Genomic DNA, 18768 nt, shown 5'->3' with positions numbered 1-18768 from the left:
TAAGCTCTAAGCTCTAAGCAATACTGATAGATTAAAGCTTAATAGTAAACTCTTCTCCAGTATTCTCGGCAATCACCAAATGACTGCGCGATTCAATGTACTCGATCTGCTCTTCTTCAAGAGAATATGGCATAGCAACTTTGAGTTCATTGATCCCCTCTAGCTTGGCTAGCTTGAGTAAGGTAACAATGTTTGACTCATCACTTTTACGCGTCGACATCGATTTCAATGCCATCTGCCATAAACGATCTTCAGGGCTGGCTAGCTCTTTAATGCTATCTCGCCAGACGGTACTAAATACTGGCGCAATCGTGGTTAGTGCTTCCAGAAAAGTCCATTTTTTACTGCATGAGGCGCCAAGAAATGTTGTGTAATCAAACTCTACACGCGTCTCTGTCTGTTTATCCATGATGTCCCCCGACACTTTGACAACACAATATACTCAATATCTATCAACTCTTTCTTTATAGCAATAGGATATAGAAGAATAGTCTTTTATGACCTTTTGATTGGTTAAAAAGGCATATAAAAATCAAACTTGTAACAAAATAAGTACTGAAAAAACATATATGCACCTATTTGATTAATATTTTAGAGATAAAACTAATCCATCTATTTGATATCAATTATCCGACTCGCTTTTTTGTACTGAATACGCCAGCCAGACCATGTCGGGAGCTCCCAACGTTTTGGCGATAACTTTCGACTGCCCGATTGATAGTGAACGTAAATCAGCTTGCGTGCCGGCAGGTATTCGACTTCGAGTTGCAAGTCGGCAAGGCTCAATGCAAACGGGTACTTTTCCGAAAACTCTGAATAGAGCCAAGTCGGGATACCATCGAAAGGTATGTCTGCATGGTCGAACATTTCCAATTCGCTCACATCAGTAACTCCTAGCACCTCAAGCTGCTCTATCAACCATAGCTCAAAGTTAATGTTCTCAATTTCTGGTGTGTATTGGGTTTGTTCATCGAGACCGAGTTTCACATACAGCTGCCAATGTTTGATTTGTTGAGTGCGAGCTTGTGCAAAACCCGGAAGTTGAACCCCATTCGATACAAGATCGACGATCGGCTTTAACGATAGTTGCCCTTCCGCTGCCACGAGCTTGGTCGTGATCGTGCGGCCTGCATACACCAACGCCATCCCAGTATAGACGCCGTCATCATTCACAATCGTTTCACCTTGCTCCCACTCTCCTAGCTCAGCATCAATGATAAGCTCAAGAGGAATGGGGGCCGTGACCGTCGCTAAGGTCAGTGTTTGCTTAACACCTCTTCCCGGCAAACTATGAGTGTCTAACACCAACATCGCTTGTGCATTGTCCGGGAAACGATTCTGACGGCCGAGTACTACCTCTAAAACTCCATTAGCAAAGGCTTCTTTTCGTTTCAGTCTGCGTACGAACACCAGTTCAGGGTGAAGTTGAACAATAGTGTTAAGCAGTTCAATACGCTGGAAACGGGACGCGACTTCTAATTGAGGAAGTTCAAACACCTCACGCATTTGCTTAGCCAGTCCCTGTGCTTCATTCAATACCTGCTGATCGATTTCTAGATTTGGATACTCGCGACCGCGAACGATCTGAATCAACAGGCTTAGATCACACCCTTCCTTTTCTTGCTGAGCGAGTGCTTCCAAATGTTCTGCATTGTTCGGTAACTGATACAAGCGAGCCGGAACGGACAACGCAGCTGTGAGATCGACCATCGCTTCTTTTAATGCTTTGGTTTTGATTCGAGTAACGATATCGGCATACAAAGCATCAATCGGCAGCGGATACAGCTTTTTGCCATGCTCGGTAATTTGATGGTCGGCTTTAATCGCTTCCATCGTCAGCAAGGTTTGAGTAGCACTGTTTAGTGATTTTTCAGGAATAGGATCAAGGAAAGACAAGCTCTCAAGCGGAGCACCACAACAGGCCGCGGCCAACATCGGTTCGATCAGCTCTTCACGCTGCAATTCAGGCGGTGTGACTAACTCTAACGCCGCATGCTCACCATACAGACGCACACAAGCGCCGTCCATTACCCTACCCGCGCGACCAGCTCGTTGCTTGGCACTGGCTCGTGATATGGATTTAAGCATCAGAGTCGTTCTACCGTTTCGTTGAACGGTGCGCCTTTCTAATCCTGAATCTATTACCACGCCAATGTCAGGAATGGTTAATGAGGTTTCAGCAACATTAGTAGCAAGAATGACCTTTCTCAGGCCATAACCGTTAGCATTGATATCGATATTACGACCCGATAACGCTAAATCTCGCTCTTTATCACTGACTGACGCATGCAATTTCACCACTTGGATATCTGGATTTTTCGCCAAGGTTTGTTCACATTGCACAATCTCTTTTTTACCCGGCAGAAAAACCAACATGTCGCCAGAAGATGCAATCAGTTGGTGATTCACTTCTTCGGCAACGCGTTGCTCTAGGTGTCGAATATCGGGCAATGCTCTTGATTCATTAGCCCTGTGCTCAATCTCAACTTGATAAGTTCGCCCCTCGCAGCTAATTCGATTCGCATCCAAGTAATCAGCAAGACGCTCGCCTTCAATGGTTGCAGACGTGATCACCAAACGATGACTCGCTTTTTGTTTGAGAATCGCCACCAGCAAATCGATATCCCAACGCCTCTCATGAAACTCATCCACCACGATAACATCAAAGCTAGCGAGTCCGTCTTCAGATAACCAACGCAGCGCGATACCGGGCGTCACAAAAACGACGTTAGTTTTCTCGTTGTATTCAGACTCAAGTTTGATCGCATAACCAATTTTGTCACCAAGCTTCTCGCCCGATTGTAGCGCGAGATATTTAGCCAGTGATGTACACGCGATGCGTCTTGGTTCCACCACCAGTACTCGCCCATATTGGCAAGCCCAAAGTGGCAGGCGCGTAGATTTACCCGATCCGGTTTCCGCCTCTACGACAAGGTGAGAATTAGCGATTTGTTCGTGAAATACGTTTTGATAAGCATCGATGGGAAGTAATGACATAAAAAAGAGGCGTCGCGAAAAAGTGTGAGCAAAGTATAACGAATTATGCTGCTAAAATTCGATAAGTGTGGGACATGGGTAAGAATATCATTTTGTTTGCAAAGATCGGAGGTAAACTATTTACAATTGAATAACTAAACCGTTATCATTTTTCGGTTACCCTTTCTCCCATATTAGGCATCTAATGAACAACGATAAACGCCCTCTATATATCCCTTATGCTGGTCCTGCTCTACTAAGTACCCCTCTTCTAAACAAAGGCAGCGCATTCTCTGCTGAAGAGCGCAGTTCTTTCAACCTTGAAGGCTTGTTACCGGAAACAACCGAAACAATCCAAGAGCAAGTAGGACGTGCATACAAGCAATATTGTAACTTCGAAAGTGATATGGATAAGCATATCTACCTTCGTAACATCCAAGACACTAATGAAACGCTTTTTTATCGTTTAGTTCAAAACCACATCTCTGAAATGATGCCTATCATTTACACGCCAACAGTTGGCGCAGCATGTGAGAACTTCTCAAATATTTACCGTCGTGGCCGTGGTCTGTTTATCTCATACCCGAACCGCGATCGTATCGATGACCTACTGAACAATGCGACAAACCACAACGTTAAAGTTATCGTGGTTACGGATGGTGAGCGTATTCTTGGTTTGGGAGACCAAGGTATCGGTGGCATGGGTATTCCAATTGGTAAACTAGCACTTTACACAGCTTGTGGCGGCATCAGTCCAGCTTACATGCTACCAATCGTGCTCGATGTGGGTACAAACAACCCGCAGCGTCTTGCTGACCCAATGTACATGGGCTGGCGTCACCCTCGTATCACGGGTGCTGATTACGATGCATTTGTTGAAGAATTCATTCAAGCCGTTCAACGCCGTTGGCCTGATGCATTAGTTCAGTTCGAAGATTTCGCACAAAAGAACGCAATGCCACTGCTTGAACGCTACAAAGATCGCCTCTGTTGTTTCAACGATGATATCCAAGGTACAGCCGCTGTAACGGTTGGTTCTCTACTTGCAGCATGTAAAGCAGCGAACAGCAAACTGTCAGACCAACGCATCACCTTCTTAGGTGCGGGTTCTGCAGGTTGTGGTATTGCTGAAGCTATCATTGCTCAAATGGTGTCTGAAGGTATCAGCGATGCACAAGCTCGCTCTCAAGTTTACATGGTTGACCGTTGGGGTCTGCTACAGGAAGGCATGCAAAACCTGCTTGATTTCCAACAGCGTCTAGTTCAAACCAACGCGAACACCAAAGATTGGGAAAGCGACGGCACTGGTTTCTCTCTACTAGACGTTGTTCGTCACGCGAAACCTACGGTTCTGGTTGGCGTATCTGGTGCTCCGGGTCTGTTCAGCAAAGAAGTCATCAAGGAGATGAACCTTCACTGCGAACGCCCTATCGTGTTCCCACTGTCAAACCCAACAAGCCGTGTTGAAGCAACACCAAATGACATTATTCGTTGGACTGACGGCCAAGCGCTTGTTGCGACTGGTAGCCCATTTGAGCCGGTGGTTCACAACGGCACCACTTACCCAATCGCTCAGTGTAATAACAGCTACATCTTCCCAGGTATTGGCCTTGGTGTATTGGCTGTGAATGCTTCACGCATCACTGACGAAATGCTAATGGAATCAAGCCGAGCACTTGCAACGTGTTCTCCACTTGCTATCAATGGCTCAGGTGCTCTACTTCCACCATTGGAAGAGATCCACACCGTATCTAAAAAGATTGCTTTTGCCGTTGGTAAAAAAGCGATTGAGCAAGGTGTTGCTCTAGAGATCACTGAAGAAGCACTACAACAAGCGATTGACCAGCACTTCTGGCAGCCGGTTTACCGTCGCTACAAGCGTACTGCATTCTAATAAAGCGTTCTGTACTTTGAATAAAGCGTGCTGCGCTTGGAATAAAGAGCGTTAACGACTCTTACAAGAGCCTCTGCAACTGCGGGGGCTTTTTTCTTTACACTGTCTTGTCTTTTTAACTGATTTTTCTCATTTTTATTTGGTATTATCGAGCACTCAAAAATTATTGCTCAGTCAAAGGACCATACCGAGAGTGAAATTTGATTCTCACATTTTCCGTAGCCACTTATTAAAAGCTTACAAAAAACTGCAAGGTTTTCTGTTTGGCGCTTTCCTCGTGTTCTTAGTAGGCAGCGCTGCGGTTATTGCGATCGATTATTGGGTTTCATGGCAAGCAGAAGATCGCATCATCTACGATATAGATGAAGTGCCCGAGCTTGAGGTCGCCGTAGTGCTTGGCACAAGCAAATATTTAGGTAGAACACTCAACGACTATTATAAGCACCGAATCGAAGCGGCAATTGAGCTGTTCGATCGTGAAAAGGTAGACCAATTTCTACTGAGTGGCGATAACGCTCATCGCTCTTACAATGAGCCGTGGACGATGAAACGCGACTTGTTAAAAGCGGGCGTCCCCGATGAACGCATCAATCTAGATTATGCGGGGTTCAGAACCCTAGATTCGATTGTTCGCGCCAAAAAGATATTCGATACCGATAACTTCCTAATCATCACTCAGAAGTTCCACTGTGAAAGAGCGCTATTTATCGCTAACTCTTACGATATTAATGCGCAGTGTTTGGCGGTTTCAGGACCAACCCATCATTCAGGAACCTCAATACGTTTACGTGAAGTGTTTGCACGTACCAAAGCGTTTCTTGATCTGTATATTATTGGTACTACGCCAAAATTCCTTGGCCCTAAAGAGCCGATCCAACCCAGTCCAAAACCAGAATCATTGCCGATTCCTAGCCCTATTACTGACCCCAATGCAAACCCTATAGCAGCCCCCACAGCAAGCCCTACTGAAAATCCGATTGCAACTCCTTCAGTAAGCCCTATTTTAGAACCAGCAGAGACCGATGTGTAGAAAACTACACATTTTGAATTTGTTGCCTCACACTTCCCCATTGTTAAGCAAAAACACACCAACACTCCTTTATTAACTTGAGTAACATTCTCCCAACAAAGTCTGACCCTACATCAAGTCTATATACCTCGAAAATAATAATACCAATCAAAGTAAGTAAGTGATCATAAATAGCGCAGGAAAAATGCTTGAGAACAAGGCAGAAATTTTCGATAAGTAGTTATTCTACAATCAAAATTTCTAACGATGTTATCGAGTGTTTTAACCAGCTAGGATGACCAGTTAGTTACTACGATTGGTATAAGCACCGCTCAACGAAGTCGTGCACCAATAAAACGAGGATAAACAAAAGGAGCGTCTTATGACGGCACTTGTTACTACACTGAAACACTGGTTGTTTACCCGCAACAGCATGATATTAATTGGTAATTTCACGCTATTTGCAGTTTTGCTCAATTCCCTGCCATTCGAAGCGCAAGTGAATACGGGTTTAAGTATTCTCGTGTTCGTTGCCATTCTATGGTTAACAGAAGCTATCCACGTCAGCATCACCGCTTTGCTCGTTCCCCTATTGGCTGTCTTGTTTGGTGTATTCAACACGCCCGCAGCACTGGCTAACTTTTCGAATCCCATCATATTCTTATTCATGGGCGGATTCGCGTTGGCAGCCGCACTGAACAAGCAAGAGCTGGATAAAGCGATAGCTGACAAAGTATTGCTCATAGCAAAAGGCAGAATGTCGGTAGCCGTGTTCATGTTGTTCGGTGTGAGTGCGGGTTTATCCATGTGGATCTCAAACACAGCCACCACAGCAATGATGCTCCCTCTTGTTCTTGGTATCATGAACAAAGTCGACCAAAGTGAAGACCGAAACACCTACGTGTTCGTGCTACTGGGTATCGCTTACTGTGCTTCAATCGGTGGTATCGCAACTTTAGTAGGTAGCCCGCCAAACGCCATTGCTGCGGCAGAAGTTGGCTTGAGCTTCACAGAGTGGATGGCGCTTGGACTACCTATCTCGATGATCTTACTGCCAATCACGATGATTATTTTGTACGTGATGACTAAGCCAAAACTTGACCACAAATTCGAGCTAGACCATGCACCTGTCGAGTGGACAAACAGCAAGAAAATCACACTGTCTATCTTCCTTTTAACCGTAACGCTTTGGATATTCGGCAAGCCGATCAACGCAATGATTGGCGGGTTCTCTAAGTTTGATAGTTTGGTAGCGATTGGCGCCATTGTACTGCTTGGCGCTTCTAGAGCCGTGGAATGGAAAGACGTTGAGAAGACAACGGATTGGGGTGTACTTATCCTGTTCGGTGGTGGTATCTGTTTAAGTAACATTCTGAAAGCGACAGGAACAAGCGTATTCCTAGCACACTCACTAAGCGGATTTTTAGAAACAGCAGGTATACTTCTTACGATTCTAGCCGTAGTCGCGTTCGTGGTATTCCTAACGGAGTTTGCGAGTAACACAGCGAGTGCGGCATTGCTTGTCCCTGTATTTGCAACCATTGCTGAAGCGCTGGGTATGTCACCTGTTATCTTATCTGCACTGATTGCGATTGCCGCATCTTGTGCCTTCATGCTACCAGTCGCGACACCACCTAATGCGATTGTATTTGGCTCTGGTCATATCAAACAAAAAGAAATGATGCGAGTCGGTATGGTGTTGAACCTAGTTTGTATCCTAGTTCTGACTCTGTTCGCTTGGATTTTCTGGTAAACACTAATGTCCTATAGACGTATGTTTATAGACAAGTGCTTACAGGAATGCCCCCTCTCAAAAAATCTGGTTGCAGCTTCCCCCGGCTCAACCAGTACAAAAATGCCCGCTCAGCTAACAAGATCAATTTAACTAGCAAGATCAGTTTAACTAACAAAACCAGCTAAACGGGCACATACAAACAAGAAACGCTTTTCCCTTTTGGTGGCCCCGCGCCACCTTTTTTGTTTTGGCTATTAGGATAAGAGCATAAAAATGCCACACGTCACATATGCACGTGTGGCTTATAAACCAATGAACTCTACTTCAGATTAGTGGCTCAAGATCACCTGATTTCGCCCTGAATGCTTCGCTTGATATAAGGCTTCATCAGCGCGGGCAATGGTCTCTGTCACCCGCTCTTGTTTCATCTCGGCAATGCCGATACTGCAAGTGAGAGAATCCCCATGAATCCAAAGATGTTGGCTAACCAAAAGTCGGATTTTCTCTGCCTTTCTCTGCGCTTCGCCAGCTTCGGTTTCAGGGCAAAAAACAATAAACTCTTCTCCACCCCAACGTACAAGTTTGTCCGTCGCACTGATAGAGCTGCCAACCACCATACTGAATTCACGCAAGATATGATCACCCATCTGGTGTCCGTATTTGTCATTCACACTTTTAAAGTAGTCAATGTCCAGGTAGATCATACTTAACTTGCCGTGGCCTTGCTTCACCTGTTGCGACTGCATTTTCAACCAATCACGAATCGCGTGTCGGTTAAGTATCCCAGTCAATTCGTCACGATGAGCCCTTTCAGAGAACTCAAAGTTTTGCTCTCTCAATGCCCGATTAACGTTCTTTAAGTGATGATGTCTTTTTTCAGCGATCGCCATACGTTTTCTTGAGCGGTGTAATTCTGAAAGCAGGAACACAGTGCCTGTACCCACCCAGATAAACAGCAAGATCAGGAACAGGCTTTCAGCCGAAATATACGAACCCTCAAACTCAATACTTCGAATAATTATTCGATGATGACCTAATTTAGCACCAGAAGCAGTAGCAAACTCAACCATGTTCACATTTGAAAACTCAGGGGCTGAATGCTCTAACGCAATCTCGTTATCCGCTAACCACCACGTCATGACTTGCAAGTTTTTGATCGGGATCTCGATCACGCCACCATCGATTCCTGGAGAGAACTCCATCCCGTTGTACTTGTGTGTGTACTCATCATCTGGAACCGAATAAGCAGGATTGTAATTGCGTAGGTACGTTCTCAGACGACCACTAGAGTCAGCCTTCGCATGGTAATCAATATTGACTCTAAAGGTGTGGTACTGCGAAAGGTCAAGGCCAGTGGTTATATCTGGGTTAATACGAATCGATAGCCCGCAATAAGGCCAAGGATATTCGGATTTTTTAAGCTCACAATCGAGAATATACTGCCCATTTTCATAGGACAATTGGGAGGTACTGACTCCTCTATCAACTTGATCGCTGGTCGCGATAAATTCATATTGTTCAGGAGTAATTGTTGTTATCACACGATTTCCACTTACCTGGTAATACTGCACAATGGCAAGTGTTGCGATAACTAGAAAGATAACAATTTTATGAATCCACTTCACATCTAAGCTTCCGGCTTTTGTTCCCTATAGTTGGGATTTGACGATATAAACTAATCATTAGATTGCATACTAACAATTGACTTAAAAACGTTATATCACACCTTAACAAAATGTCATACTATAATTTAGATGGCGGATTTCCACTCAATTATTCACTGCATGAATCAAGTAATATTGCGTATAAATAGAGGCTCTATTTGTTATACTCATCGCATAATCATCGTTAACCGTAGCGACTGCTTACAAGGCGTTCGAGTCGACGAAATAATAATCAAAATACAACGAGTAATGTCATGTCTTTATTAGCAAAAGGAACACTCAAGAAAATGAGTGCTTCCCTTGATGGTGCGGTTACCTACCGTTTACCTGTAGGGGAAGAGTTTGTAGAGCTAAACCCTCTGATTGGAAAAACCATCAACCTTACCCACACTGGTAATATTTTTTGTTGTTCGTGTGGTAAGAAAACTAAGAAAAGCTACTCTCAAGGTCACTGCTTTGTGTGCATGAAAAAGCTAGCGAGCTGCGATATGTGCATCATGAAGCCGGAGACTTGCCACTACGATCAAGGCACTTGTCGTGAACCTCAATGGGGTGAAGAAAATTGCTTCGTCGATCACTTCGTTTACCTGTCGAACACATCAAGCCTTAAGGTTGGAATCACTCGCCATACACAAATCCCTACCCGTTGGATTGATCAAGGAGCCACTCAAGGCCTACCTATTTTGAAGGTAAAAACACGTCAGATCTCTGGTCTTATTGAAGTCGAATTAGCGAAGCATATTGCTGACAAAACCAACTGGCGCACGCTGCTAAAAGGCGACGGTGACGATATGGAGTTGGTAGAGAAAGCCAAAGAACTATTGCCACTGGTTGAAGATAAAATCCAAGAGATCAGAGCGAAGTTTGGTGATGATGCTATCGAGGTGCTCAGTGAGAGCATTACTTCATTGAGCTACCCAGTTGAACAGCACCCAGTGAAAATTGTATCGCACAACTTTGATAAGAACCCTGAAGTGACGGGCGTACTTCAAGGCATTAAAGGTCAATACCTTATCCTAGATACTGGCGTGATTAACATCCGTAAATTTGGCTCTTACGAAGTGGAAGTGTCTGCCTAATTTAAAGAACTTAAGCGTTTCTCATAGTTAGAGGCGTTTCTTATAGTGAGAAGCGTTCAGTTAATAGCCAAAAACTAAAATGCCCTCAAGTGATGACTTGAGGGCATTTTTTGTTGTCGATTCTATTCGCTTTCCATGACGGTTTTAGGCGTTAAAGCGCGACTACATCTCCGTCTACACAATTCTTGCCATTGGTTTTAGCGCGATAGAGAGATTGGTCGGTTAAATTCACGAGTGCGTCAATAGTGACACCGTCTTCACACGCTCGGCTATCGCTGATTCCGATACTCACGCTAGAGTTAAAACGAATTTGTTCACCCACTTTGAACTCGACTTGATTGAACTGTTGGCGAATCTCTTCTGAAACTTCGAGAGCTGTTTCAAGAGGCGTATTCGGGATAAATATAATGAACTCTTCACCACCCCAACGGCCTGCTACTCCACCAACTTTCTCGGCATTGCGCTTGGTTATACTAGCCAAAGCACAAATTACCTCATCACCTACCATATGACCATAAGTGTCATTAATCGACTTGAAGTCATCGATATCTAGTAGCATACAGACAAGGTAGTTTTTAGAGAACATATGCTCTCTCAACCATTCATAAATCGCCCTACGATTAAGCAGATCCGTCATTTCATCGTAATTCGCTTGGTGAACCAACTGCTTCTCCAACATCACCTTTTGAGTCACATCTTCGAGTACTACTTGAACGGCCCGCTGACCTTTCCAAGTAATTGCATTATCGTAAATATTAAAGAAGCGATGAACACCGTCAAAGCCAATATTTTCAACCACGGTACTGGTTCCCGACAACTCACCCGACACGATCGCTTGATAGTGTTTATAGATGCCGTCGCTATTCTGCTGTGGTACTAAGTCAAGAATCGAATCCAGCGCTAAGACTTGCTCTATGGAAGATCCACCTTGCAGTTTTACCCAGGATTGATTGACCATCAACGGTTTGAAATCTCGGTGCACCAAGATGCCCTGCCCTGATTGCATGATCATGTCGTGATACATCTTATCTTGCTCACGCACTGCATTTTGCAGCTGAATCGCAGGGGAAAGATCGATAACCGTGACTTGCAGTGCAGGTCTTCCCTGCCACTCCGTCACATGATCGATAGAAAACACGGTGAACTCTCTGCCGTTGCGATCAATATTGGTATAGGTGTGAACCTGAGGGTCTCGTTGACCACTGACCGTTTCGAGGTAATTTTGATAGGCTAAAACATGGTACTCTTCTGAGATGAGATCTAGAAAGCTATCGATATCAGAAAGTAGTTCTTCCGGTGATTGGTATCCATAGATGCGAGCATAGTTAGCGTCAACACTCACTACATTCATATCTTGAATCGTTATTACACCGTACGTGGATTCGAAATTTATTGAAGACATTGCCAACTCCGCATTCTCGCTACACTTCATAAGCCGAAGCATAACAACACATCCTGCCAACGCTTCCACACAATCTATCACGCGTTAGGGACATTAATATGATATCTAGTATATCGTACTGCTTTAGGCTTCTCTACAACTCAATCGTAAGCTTAAGTCATCAAAAGTAGACAAATAGCACCTTCTTATTACGCACATCAAAAAACAAGAAGGATATTGTATAGCTATGTAAGCATTATCTATTCGGTTATTCATTCCAATCCGAAAAGTGAGAGACTAAGAAGTCGATAGCCAGCCTTGCTCTCTGTGGAAGAAAGCGACGGTTTTGATATACGATCCAACTGCTTGTACCTGCTCCCCAATATTCTTCTAGCACTGGAACGAGCTTTCCATTGGCAAGACCGCCATTGAAGCTGCTTTTGGGAAGATAAACAATGCCAAGCCCTTCTTCACAAGCTTTAAGTACCGCACTCGAGTTATTGCTTTTCCAACGCCCATGTACGCGCACCGCGTTTAACGGTTTTCCATCTTTCTCAAACAACCACTGACCACTGTTGGCAATAATACAGCTGTGCAACTTCAACTGTTCAGGCTGTGTTGGAGAACCGAATTGATCGATATAGTTCTGACTCGCGGCCGCTGCCATAGGCCGATCCACCAGCTTCCTTACCACCAAACCAGAATCATCTAACCGACCATAACGAATCGCGAAATCAATACCATCTTCAATAAAGTTAACCATATTGGTATTGAAGTTCATTTCGATCGTCAGATCAGGGTGGTCTTTGGCAAACGCCATCAGCGCCGCCGCAACATGATTCTCTGCAAACGCGCCTGCCGCACTCACACGCAAAGTACCGCTCAGCTGAGCTTGTTGAGACGTGACTTGTTCATTCGCCTGTTGCAGTCCGATAACCAGATCTTTGCATTGTTGATAATAGGTATGCCCAGACTCAGTCAAACTCACCATACGAGTAGATCGAGCCAGTAAAGCCACACCTACCCTCTCTTCTAATCTCGACACTTGGCGACTGACATGACTGGTACTGCAACCCAGTTGTTTCGCGGCTGCAGAAAAGCCGTGACACTCCGCTACCGCCACAAATTCATTAATACCTTCAAAGCTATCCATACTTCTCCTGTTCACCTCCGACTAATTCACATCCACTATTGCTATATAGCAATAATGTTTTGCCTACTCGGCATATTATCACTCAAATGGTTTACTACTAGTATTACAGGTAACGAAACAGCGGTATCTAAATTGAAAGCTTTGGTTTTCTAAATAAAAGCCACGACGCTGAAACCAAACAAACGTGCTCAAAGGAACGAATCATGAAAAAAATACTAATCCCAGTAACTAACCACGCAACACTAGGCGATACAGACCAAGCGAACGGTACTTACGCTCCAGAACTGACTCATGCACTGAAAGAGATCATTGCTGCGGGTTTTGAGTACGACATCGCGTCTATCAAGGGTGGTAAAGGTCCACTGTATGGAACCGATATTGAAGGTGATTCAGTAAACGCAGAGATCTTGGCTGACGATGACTTCCAGAACCGTATTAACAACACGATTCCTGTAAGCCAAGTAAACGTAGAAAGCTACGATGCTATCTTCTACCCAGGTGGATTCGGCCTACTTTCTGACTTAGCAACCGATGAGCAATTCGCAACGATTGCCGCTAAGCATTATGAAGATGGCGGTGTGATCGCATCAGTATGTCACGGCCCAGCAGCACTGCTTCCGATTGTTCTAAGCAATGGCGAGAAGCTACTAAGCTCTAAATCAGTGACTGGCTTTACTCGTGAAGAAGAAATCGACTTTGGCACCATCAACGACATTCCGTTTCTACTAGAAGAGTCTCTTGCTCGCAGCGCTGCGCGTTTCAACAAGGTTCAACCTTGGCATGAGCTTGTAATTGTTGATGAGCGAGTGATTACCGGCCAAAACCCAACCAGTGCGCACGCAGTAGGAGCAGCTCTGGTTAAGCAGCTGTCTTAGTTAAATCAAGGACTTTTTCGATTAGCGATTAGCGGCTTTAGCCTTAGTAACCGTCCTAATAGAATAACTGCCGTTAAACAGATATAAGCTCAATCAAACAAAAAAGAGCATACTTCCTACTCAATATTATTGAGATAAGTATGCTCTTTTCTAATTCTGTAGCTATTAAGTGATAGTGACTTCTTGCTAATTACTTCTGCTAGTGGCTTCGCAAGATCCCTTCAAGCACATTGAACAACAAGTCGATCTCTTCAATCGAGTTATAATGCATACAACCAATACGCACCACGCCCTGCTCTTCAATACCCAACTGCTTCACCAGTCCTAATGCGTAAAAGTGACCATTCCAAACGCAGATATTATGCTCGCCCAACTTCTTAGCGATGAACTCTGGAGAGTGATCATCAAAAGTAACCGCAAAGGTTGGAGTTCTTAGATTCGAATCAAACTCGGTTTTTCCGTAAAGCTTTGCTCCTTCAAGGTCGGATAAGCGTTTAAGGAAGTACTCACTGAGTTGGCTTTCATGCTTATTATACAGCGCGTAACTTTGCTCTAAACGAGAACGCAATGAATCGGCGGGATCACCTAATTGTGCCAAGTAATCCACTGCCGCAATAACACCGGCAAGGCCTTCAAAGCTTTGCGTGCCAGTCTCAAATCGACCTGGGCCGATATTGGTTGCAGGCTCTACCTTGTAAGGCTTTAAAGTATGCAGCCATTGAGGCGCAACATAAGCAATACCCACATGCGGGCCGAAAAACTTATAAGCTGAACACGCTAAGAAATCACAATTCAGTTGCTGAACATCAATCAAGTGATGTGGTGCGTAATGCACGGCATCGACATAAACCTGAGCGCCATATTGATGTGCAAGCTCGATAACTTTCGCCATGTCAACAATCGAGCCTGTCGTGTTTGAAGCAAACGTCACCGCGACAAGCTTGGTTTTCTCGTTAAGCAGCGATTCAAAGTGCGCCATATCTAAACTGCAATCCGACTCGTCTACGCGAGCTTGGCGAACGATAGCGCCTTTGTCGTCTGCCGCTTGCTGCCAACTCGATACATTTGAGTAATGGTCTAACGCAGTGACGATAACTTCATCACCCTCTTTCCAATCGCGGCTGATCGCTCGGCTAAGTTGGAAGGTCAGCGATGTCATGTTCGCGCCGAACACAACGTTGCCAGAAGATTCCGCATTAAGCAGTGCTTGTGCCGCTTCTCGCGCTTGCTGCATTAAACTTGTGGTCTTTTGGCTAGAAAAATAGTGGCCGCCTAGGTTTGAATTGAAATGCCCTAAGTATTCGGTCATTGATGCTAAAACATTCTCAGGCACCTGAGAGCCACCCGGCCCATCAAAAAAAGTGACTGGCTTGCCATTATGATATTGGCCTAACGCGCTAAACTGTTGGCGCACATCATTAAGAGTGAAGGACATTGCGCGCATCCTTAGCCGTTAATACAAACACATCCATGTAGCCCATCTCGCCATGGTCTATGGTACGAATCGGTTGTGCATTGTGCCAAAGCTTACTATCAGCAAGCATTGCCACTTCGCCATCGCCTAACACTTTTCTGAAGAACGGTGCTTCGTGGCTATCTTGATAAAGCATCACTTCACCACCAACGATGTTGTGACGAGTAACACCAATGATCGCGATGTGGTCGAAGCCGTCTTGGTGAACACCTTCTGGTGCAACCTGAGTTTCTTCAAAAATAGCGGCAATACGGATTTGATGGATTTCGATTTCTTGTCCGTCTTCAAGCCCGTTGGTTTCAATAAACAGTTCACACATCTCTTGCATGCCTTCGCTGCTTAGAATATTCGCTTCAATCGGCTCGAACTGACGAACAACATCACCTTGAAAGTGATTAATGTTTTCAGACTGAACAAAGTTATGTTTGTCTAGCTCAACGACTTGTCCATTACTGAATTCAACCACTGAGTACCTTCTCAATCGGAACTGACCATCGGCATGCTCTGTGCTTGGTAGCTTAGAGAATGAAGGTGACAACTCCTTAACTGCATGGTTACTGAGATGCGTAATATGTAGGGTATTTTCGTGAGCATGTAACATCATCGACTCCTTAATGATTGTTAATTAACTTTCGATATTTAACGTTTTATTTACATAAAGGATACTTGAAGATCTTGCCAAATCAACATTAAACAATCATTTATCCCGCCAGATTTAATAATTCAGACACTAAATCCAATCTAGAAATAAAAAGCAGTGTATAACACCAGAACAAAAGGTGACCAACTCTTGAAACTAGCACACTCCACTAGCCAGTTATAAATACCTACAATTTAAATAATAACGATATTATTAACTAGAAAGACAAGTTTCATATTGTGTCGGCCCTTTCACTTCAATACGCCAGCCTCCTTGTATGAACTCAGGCACCACGGTTGCCATCATTCATTTCTATGATTTGCACATCGAAATACGATCTACCTATCAGTTGCCAAACTATTGATTATTTACACAACAAACTGAAATTGGTTAATTTATCAGTAAGCCAGAAACCAAACGCCTTTGCTTGCGCGTCTGGAACAGGTCGAGTTCGGGGGGAACTCGGCCGCACCAAATGGCTTACTTCTTTTAGAAGAGAACTTAATAGTTCTTTTAATCTCGAAGATGTTTGAAGTGGAATATTATGAAAAGAATTGATTTACTAGGTTCTGAAAACCAAAAAATGAAGCTTTGAAGTCGACCATAACAATGAGCATGATTTCGAGAGCAACAACAAATCTGATGTGCCTCCATCGTAAGAAAATTATCCATTCTGGCAACACGGTTAGCTTTAAACACCTTGATGTTTTACGAGGGTAAAAGTCGACATAACTATGAGACTCAGAACCTGCTCTAATTCTTCTGTTGAACACTTGAGCTCTTTACCAAGATAAGATATTTAGTTTATCGATGAAAAAGTTTAAAATGACTAACTAAAATAAAATATTAGGTAGTAGTAGTGAGAATTGTAGACCTGTTTTCGGGACTTGGTGGTTTGACAATTGGTGCTTTACAGGCAGCAAAAAAATTAGGTTTAGATTTTGAGATATACCTTGCGAGTGATATGGAACCGTCGTGTTCAACCTTCTATCAAAGCAACTTCCATGATTACATTAAACATTTCCACGATTCTGATATAACACTTTTAAATGTTAACGATTTGCCAAAAGCTAAGATTGATTACCTTTTCGCTGGTCCACCATGTCAAGGACATTCAGACCTTAACAATCGTTCTAGGCGAAATGATCCTCGCAATAATCTTTATCTTGAAACTGTAAAGGTGATTCAACATTTAAAGCCATCATATTTTTTGATTGAAAATGTGCCTTCAGTTATCCACTCAAAACAAGGCGTAGTTTCTCAGTTAATAGAAAAACTCGGTGGCTTATATCATGTTCAAGAATTAGTCGTGGATTTTGAACGTATGGGGATAGCACAAAGCCGTAAAAGACATATATTGCTAGGCAGCATAAAACCTATAGAATCCAATATCTTATCATCTATTTATGAACAACAGGATGCTCAAACGCTCAAAGATGCGATCTATGATTTGGTTACAGTCAAACAAGATACAATGTTTGATACTCCTTCCCGTATGACAAGCGTGAATAGAGAAAGAGCTGAGTATCTTTACAAGCAAGATATCTTCGATCTTCCAAACCACTTGCGTCCTAAGTGTCATCAAGGAAATCACAGCTATAAATCTATGTACGGCCGTTTGGATTGGGATAAGCCATCACAAACTATTACTGGTGGATTTGGCTCGATGGGGCAAGGTAGATTTTTACACCCATCTTTACCGCGAGTTATTACGCCGCACGAAGCAGCAAGGATCCAAGGTTTACCAGACTGTCTGGATTTCTCCAATGTAAGCAAACGTGGTGCGCTGCAGCAAATGATAGGGAATGCAGTTCCTCCAGTATTATCAAAAGAACTAATAATAAAATTGGAAAATACAAATGAGTAACGAGTTAGTTGATTTAGACGCCCTAGAAAGGCAACTGAGAGACACACAAACGAGTATTACCTACGATACAAAAGAGTACGTAGTTGAGGTTATGGTAACTCGTTTTGAAAAAGGCTTTTTCTACATTCCAGATTATCAGAGAGAGTTTGTTTGGGCAGAAGATCGCCAGAGCAAATTTATCGAATCAGTAATCATGGGATTACCCATCCCTTTTCTTTTTGGGGTTCAAGACCCTCAAGGAAACACAGAGATCTTGGATGGTGCCCAGCGTATGAACACCTTGCGTAACTTCGCCCTTGATCGTCTTGTTTTGAAAGATCTGACACGTTTAGATTTACTAAATGGTTTAAAATTTTCAGACTTACCAGCTTCACAACAGTTAAGATTCAATGACCGCTCTATGAGAATGGTTATATTACCAGAATCTGTTACAAAGCAATCTCGGTTAGACATGTTCGAAAGAATTAATACTGGTAGTGAAGATTTGAAGAAAGCAGAAATTCGAAAAGGGTCTTTTTCTGGTCCGTTTTACGATTTTGTTTGCTCTTTGGCAACCGACGAGCAGTTCAACCGTTTATGCCCTGTGTCTCATAAATCTGCTCTTCGTGGTGAACGTGAAGAACTAATTTTGCGCTTCTTCGCTTATTCAGATAAATATTTGGAATTTAAGCATTCAGTATTTAATTTCTTAGATGATTATTTACGTGAAGCTAATAAATTGAATTTCGATATTGTCCAATTAGAATCTGAGTTTAGAAGCATGCTTAATTATGTCGAAGCAAACTTACCCGATGGCTTTAGAAAGACAGCGAAGTCTAAGACGACTCCTAGAGTAAGGTTTGAGTCTATAGCTATTGGAGTAAATCTCGCCCTAAAAGCAGAACCAGAACTTGATAATAAGGGTGATGGCTTTGTGCGCACTTCAGATTTCAACAAACATGTAACATCGCATGCTAGTAACTCAGGACCGAGATTAAGAGGTCGCGTCGAATATGTTCGAGACTGGCTATTAGAGGCTTAA

14 protein-coding genes are annotated in these 18768 nt (G+C 43.5%); 7 read left to right on the top strand and 7 right to left on the bottom strand.

Annotated features, from left to right (window positions below; translation table 11 throughout):
- Nucleotides 1-31 precede the first annotated feature (31 nt).
- Both AB4180_RS10530 and AB4180_RS10525 read right to left on the bottom strand, forming a co-directional pair.
- On the bottom strand, nucleotides 32-409 hold the full coding sequence (locus AB4180_RS10530) for a hypothetical protein (RefSeq protein WP_009846478.1): 378 nt from the start codon (nucleotides 407-409) through the stop codon (nucleotides 32-34).
- 203 nt (nucleotides 410-612) lie between these two features.
- Nucleotides 613-2997, bottom strand: coding sequence for a helicase-related protein (locus AB4180_RS10525; RefSeq protein WP_017099829.1), 2385 nt, complete (start codon nucleotides 2995-2997; stop codon nucleotides 613-615).
- 184 nt (nucleotides 2998-3181) lie between these two features.
- Here AB4180_RS10525 and AB4180_RS10520 point away from each other — a divergent pair, with 184 nt between their 5' ends.
- The 3 genes from AB4180_RS10520 to AB4180_RS10510 all read left to right on the top strand — a co-directional run bounded on the left by AB4180_RS10520 (nucleotide 3182) and on the right by AB4180_RS10510 (nucleotide 7632).
- Nucleotides 3182-4870, top strand: coding sequence for an NAD-dependent malic enzyme (locus AB4180_RS10520; protein WP_012603704.1), 1689 nt, complete (start codon nucleotides 3182-3184; stop codon nucleotides 4868-4870).
- A 193-nt stretch (nucleotides 4871-5063) separates the two neighbouring features.
- The gene (locus AB4180_RS10515; protein WP_102250596.1) at nucleotides 5064-5900 is read left to right on the top strand and encodes an ElyC/SanA/YdcF family protein; all 837 of its coding nucleotides are present in this window, start codon (nucleotides 5064-5066) and stop codon (nucleotides 5898-5900) included.
- Nucleotides 5901-6261: 361 nt separating this feature from the next.
- Nucleotides 6262-7632: a DASS family sodium-coupled anion symporter gene (locus AB4180_RS10510; RefSeq protein WP_009846474.1), complete on the top strand. Its 1371-nt coding sequence runs from the start codon at nucleotides 6262-6264 to the stop codon at nucleotides 7630-7632.
- A gap of 311 nt (nucleotides 7633-7943) precedes the next feature.
- On the opposite strand, the gene AB4180_RS10505 is transcribed toward AB4180_RS10510, so the two are convergent.
- On the bottom strand, nucleotides 7944-9239 hold the full coding sequence (locus tag AB4180_RS10505; RefSeq protein WP_017099827.1) for a GGDEF domain-containing protein: 1296 nt from the start codon (nucleotides 9237-9239) through the stop codon (nucleotides 7944-7946).
- Between the two features lie 293 nt (nucleotides 9240-9532).
- On the opposite strand from AB4180_RS10505, the gene AB4180_RS10500 reads away from it, so the two are divergent.
- Nucleotides 9533-10357: a DUF2797 domain-containing protein gene (locus AB4180_RS10500; RefSeq protein ID WP_012603698.1), complete on the top strand. Its 825-nt coding sequence runs from the start codon at nucleotides 9533-9535 to the stop codon at nucleotides 10355-10357.
- Nucleotides 10358-10508: 151 nt separating this feature from the next.
- Here the strand turns inward: AB4180_RS10500 and AB4180_RS10495 are convergent, their stop codons facing one another.
- Together AB4180_RS10495 and AB4180_RS10490 are read right to left on the bottom strand one after the other, a co-directional pair.
- Complete coding sequence (locus AB4180_RS10495; protein WP_017099620.1) at nucleotides 10509-11801, bottom strand: sensor domain-containing diguanylate cyclase; 1293 nt, start codon at nucleotides 11799-11801, stop codon at nucleotides 10509-10511.
- Nucleotides 11802-12006: 205 nt separating this feature from the next.
- Nucleotides 12007-12891, bottom strand: a complete 885-nt coding sequence (locus AB4180_RS10490; protein ID WP_102250597.1) for a LysR family transcriptional regulator — start codon at nucleotides 12889-12891, stop codon at nucleotides 12007-12009.
- Nucleotides 12892-13094: 203 nt separating this feature from the next.
- Here AB4180_RS10490 and AB4180_RS10485 point away from each other — a divergent pair, with 203 nt between their 5' ends.
- Nucleotides 13095-13766 (top strand): type 1 glutamine amidotransferase domain-containing protein, encoded by a 672-nt coding sequence (locus AB4180_RS10485; protein WP_012603695.1) that lies wholly within the window; start codon nucleotides 13095-13097, stop codon nucleotides 13764-13766.
- Nucleotides 13767-13965: 199 nt separating this feature from the next.
- Here AB4180_RS10485 and AB4180_RS10480 read toward each other — a convergent pair whose 3' ends face one another.
- Together AB4180_RS10480 and AB4180_RS10475 are read right to left on the bottom strand one after the other, a co-directional pair.
- Nucleotides 13966-15201, bottom strand: coding sequence for a cysteine desulfurase-like protein (locus AB4180_RS10480; RefSeq protein ID WP_017099618.1), 1236 nt, complete (start codon nucleotides 15199-15201; stop codon nucleotides 13966-13968).
- A complete protein-coding gene (locus AB4180_RS10475) occupies nucleotides 15185-15841 on the bottom strand; it encodes a 2OG-Fe dioxygenase family protein (protein WP_029223059.1) in 657 nt (218 codons plus the stop codon). The genes AB4180_RS10480 and AB4180_RS10475 overlap by 17 nt, the downstream gene beginning before the upstream one ends.
- An 898-nt stretch (nucleotides 15842-16739) precedes the next feature.
- On the opposite strand from AB4180_RS10475, the gene AB4180_RS10470 reads away from it, so the two are divergent.
- Both AB4180_RS10470 and AB4180_RS10465 read left to right on the top strand, forming a co-directional pair.
- The gene (locus AB4180_RS10470; RefSeq protein WP_017099617.1) at nucleotides 16740-17747 is read left to right on the top strand and encodes a DNA cytosine methyltransferase; all 1008 of its coding nucleotides are present in this window, start codon (nucleotides 16740-16742) and stop codon (nucleotides 17745-17747) included.
- Nucleotides 17740-18768 carry a DUF262 domain-containing protein gene (locus AB4180_RS10465; protein WP_017099616.1) on the top strand — a complete coding sequence of 343 codons (1029 nt, stop codon included), beginning with the start codon at nucleotides 17740-17742 and terminating at the stop codon, nucleotides 18766-18768. Before AB4180_RS10470 ends, AB4180_RS10465 begins: the two co-directional genes overlap by 8 nt.

This window comes from Vibrio sp. 10N.286.49.C3 (genome assembly GCF_041469545.1).
In the GTDB taxonomy this organism is placed as follows: domain Bacteria; phylum Pseudomonadota; class Gammaproteobacteria; order Enterobacterales; family Vibrionaceae; genus Vibrio; species Vibrio tasmaniensis_A.
This window is presented reverse-complemented; position numbering and strand designations above follow the sequence as displayed.

Coding starts and splice junctions, on each gene's coding strand:
- AB4180_RS10495 (WP_017099620.1), bottom strand. CDS start 11,801: ATGCTTCGGCTTATGAAGTGTAGCGAGAATGCGGAGTTGGCAATGTCT.
- AB4180_RS10485 (WP_012603695.1), top strand. CDS start 13,095: ATGAAAAAAATACTAATCCCAGTAACTAACCACGCAACACTAGGCGAT.
- AB4180_RS10520 (WP_012603704.1), top strand. CDS start 3,182: ATGAACAACGATAAACGCCCTCTATATATCCCTTATGCTGGTCCTGCT.
- AB4180_RS10490 (WP_102250597.1), bottom strand. CDS start 12,891: ATGGATAGCTTTGAAGGTATTAATGAATTTGTGGCGGTAGCGGAGTGT.
- AB4180_RS10480 (WP_017099618.1), bottom strand. CDS start 15,201: ATGTCCTTCACTCTTAATGATGTGCGCCAACAGTTTAGCGCGTTAGGC.
- AB4180_RS10530 (WP_009846478.1), bottom strand. CDS start 409: ATGGATAAACAGACAGAGACGCGTGTAGAGTTTGATTACACAACATTT.
- AB4180_RS10500 (WP_012603698.1), top strand. CDS start 9,533: ATGTCTTTATTAGCAAAAGGAACACTCAAGAAAATGAGTGCTTCCCTT.
- AB4180_RS10475 (WP_029223059.1), bottom strand. CDS start 15,841: ATGTTACATGCTCACGAAAATACCCTACATATTACGCATCTCAGTAAC.
- AB4180_RS10465 (WP_017099616.1), top strand. CDS start 17,740: ATGAGTAACGAGTTAGTTGATTTAGACGCCCTAGAAAGGCAACTGAGA.
- AB4180_RS10525 (WP_017099829.1), bottom strand. CDS start 2,997: ATGTCATTACTTCCCATCGATGCTTATCAAAACGTATTTCACGAACAA.
- AB4180_RS10510 (WP_009846474.1), top strand. CDS start 6,262: ATGACGGCACTTGTTACTACACTGAAACACTGGTTGTTTACCCGCAAC.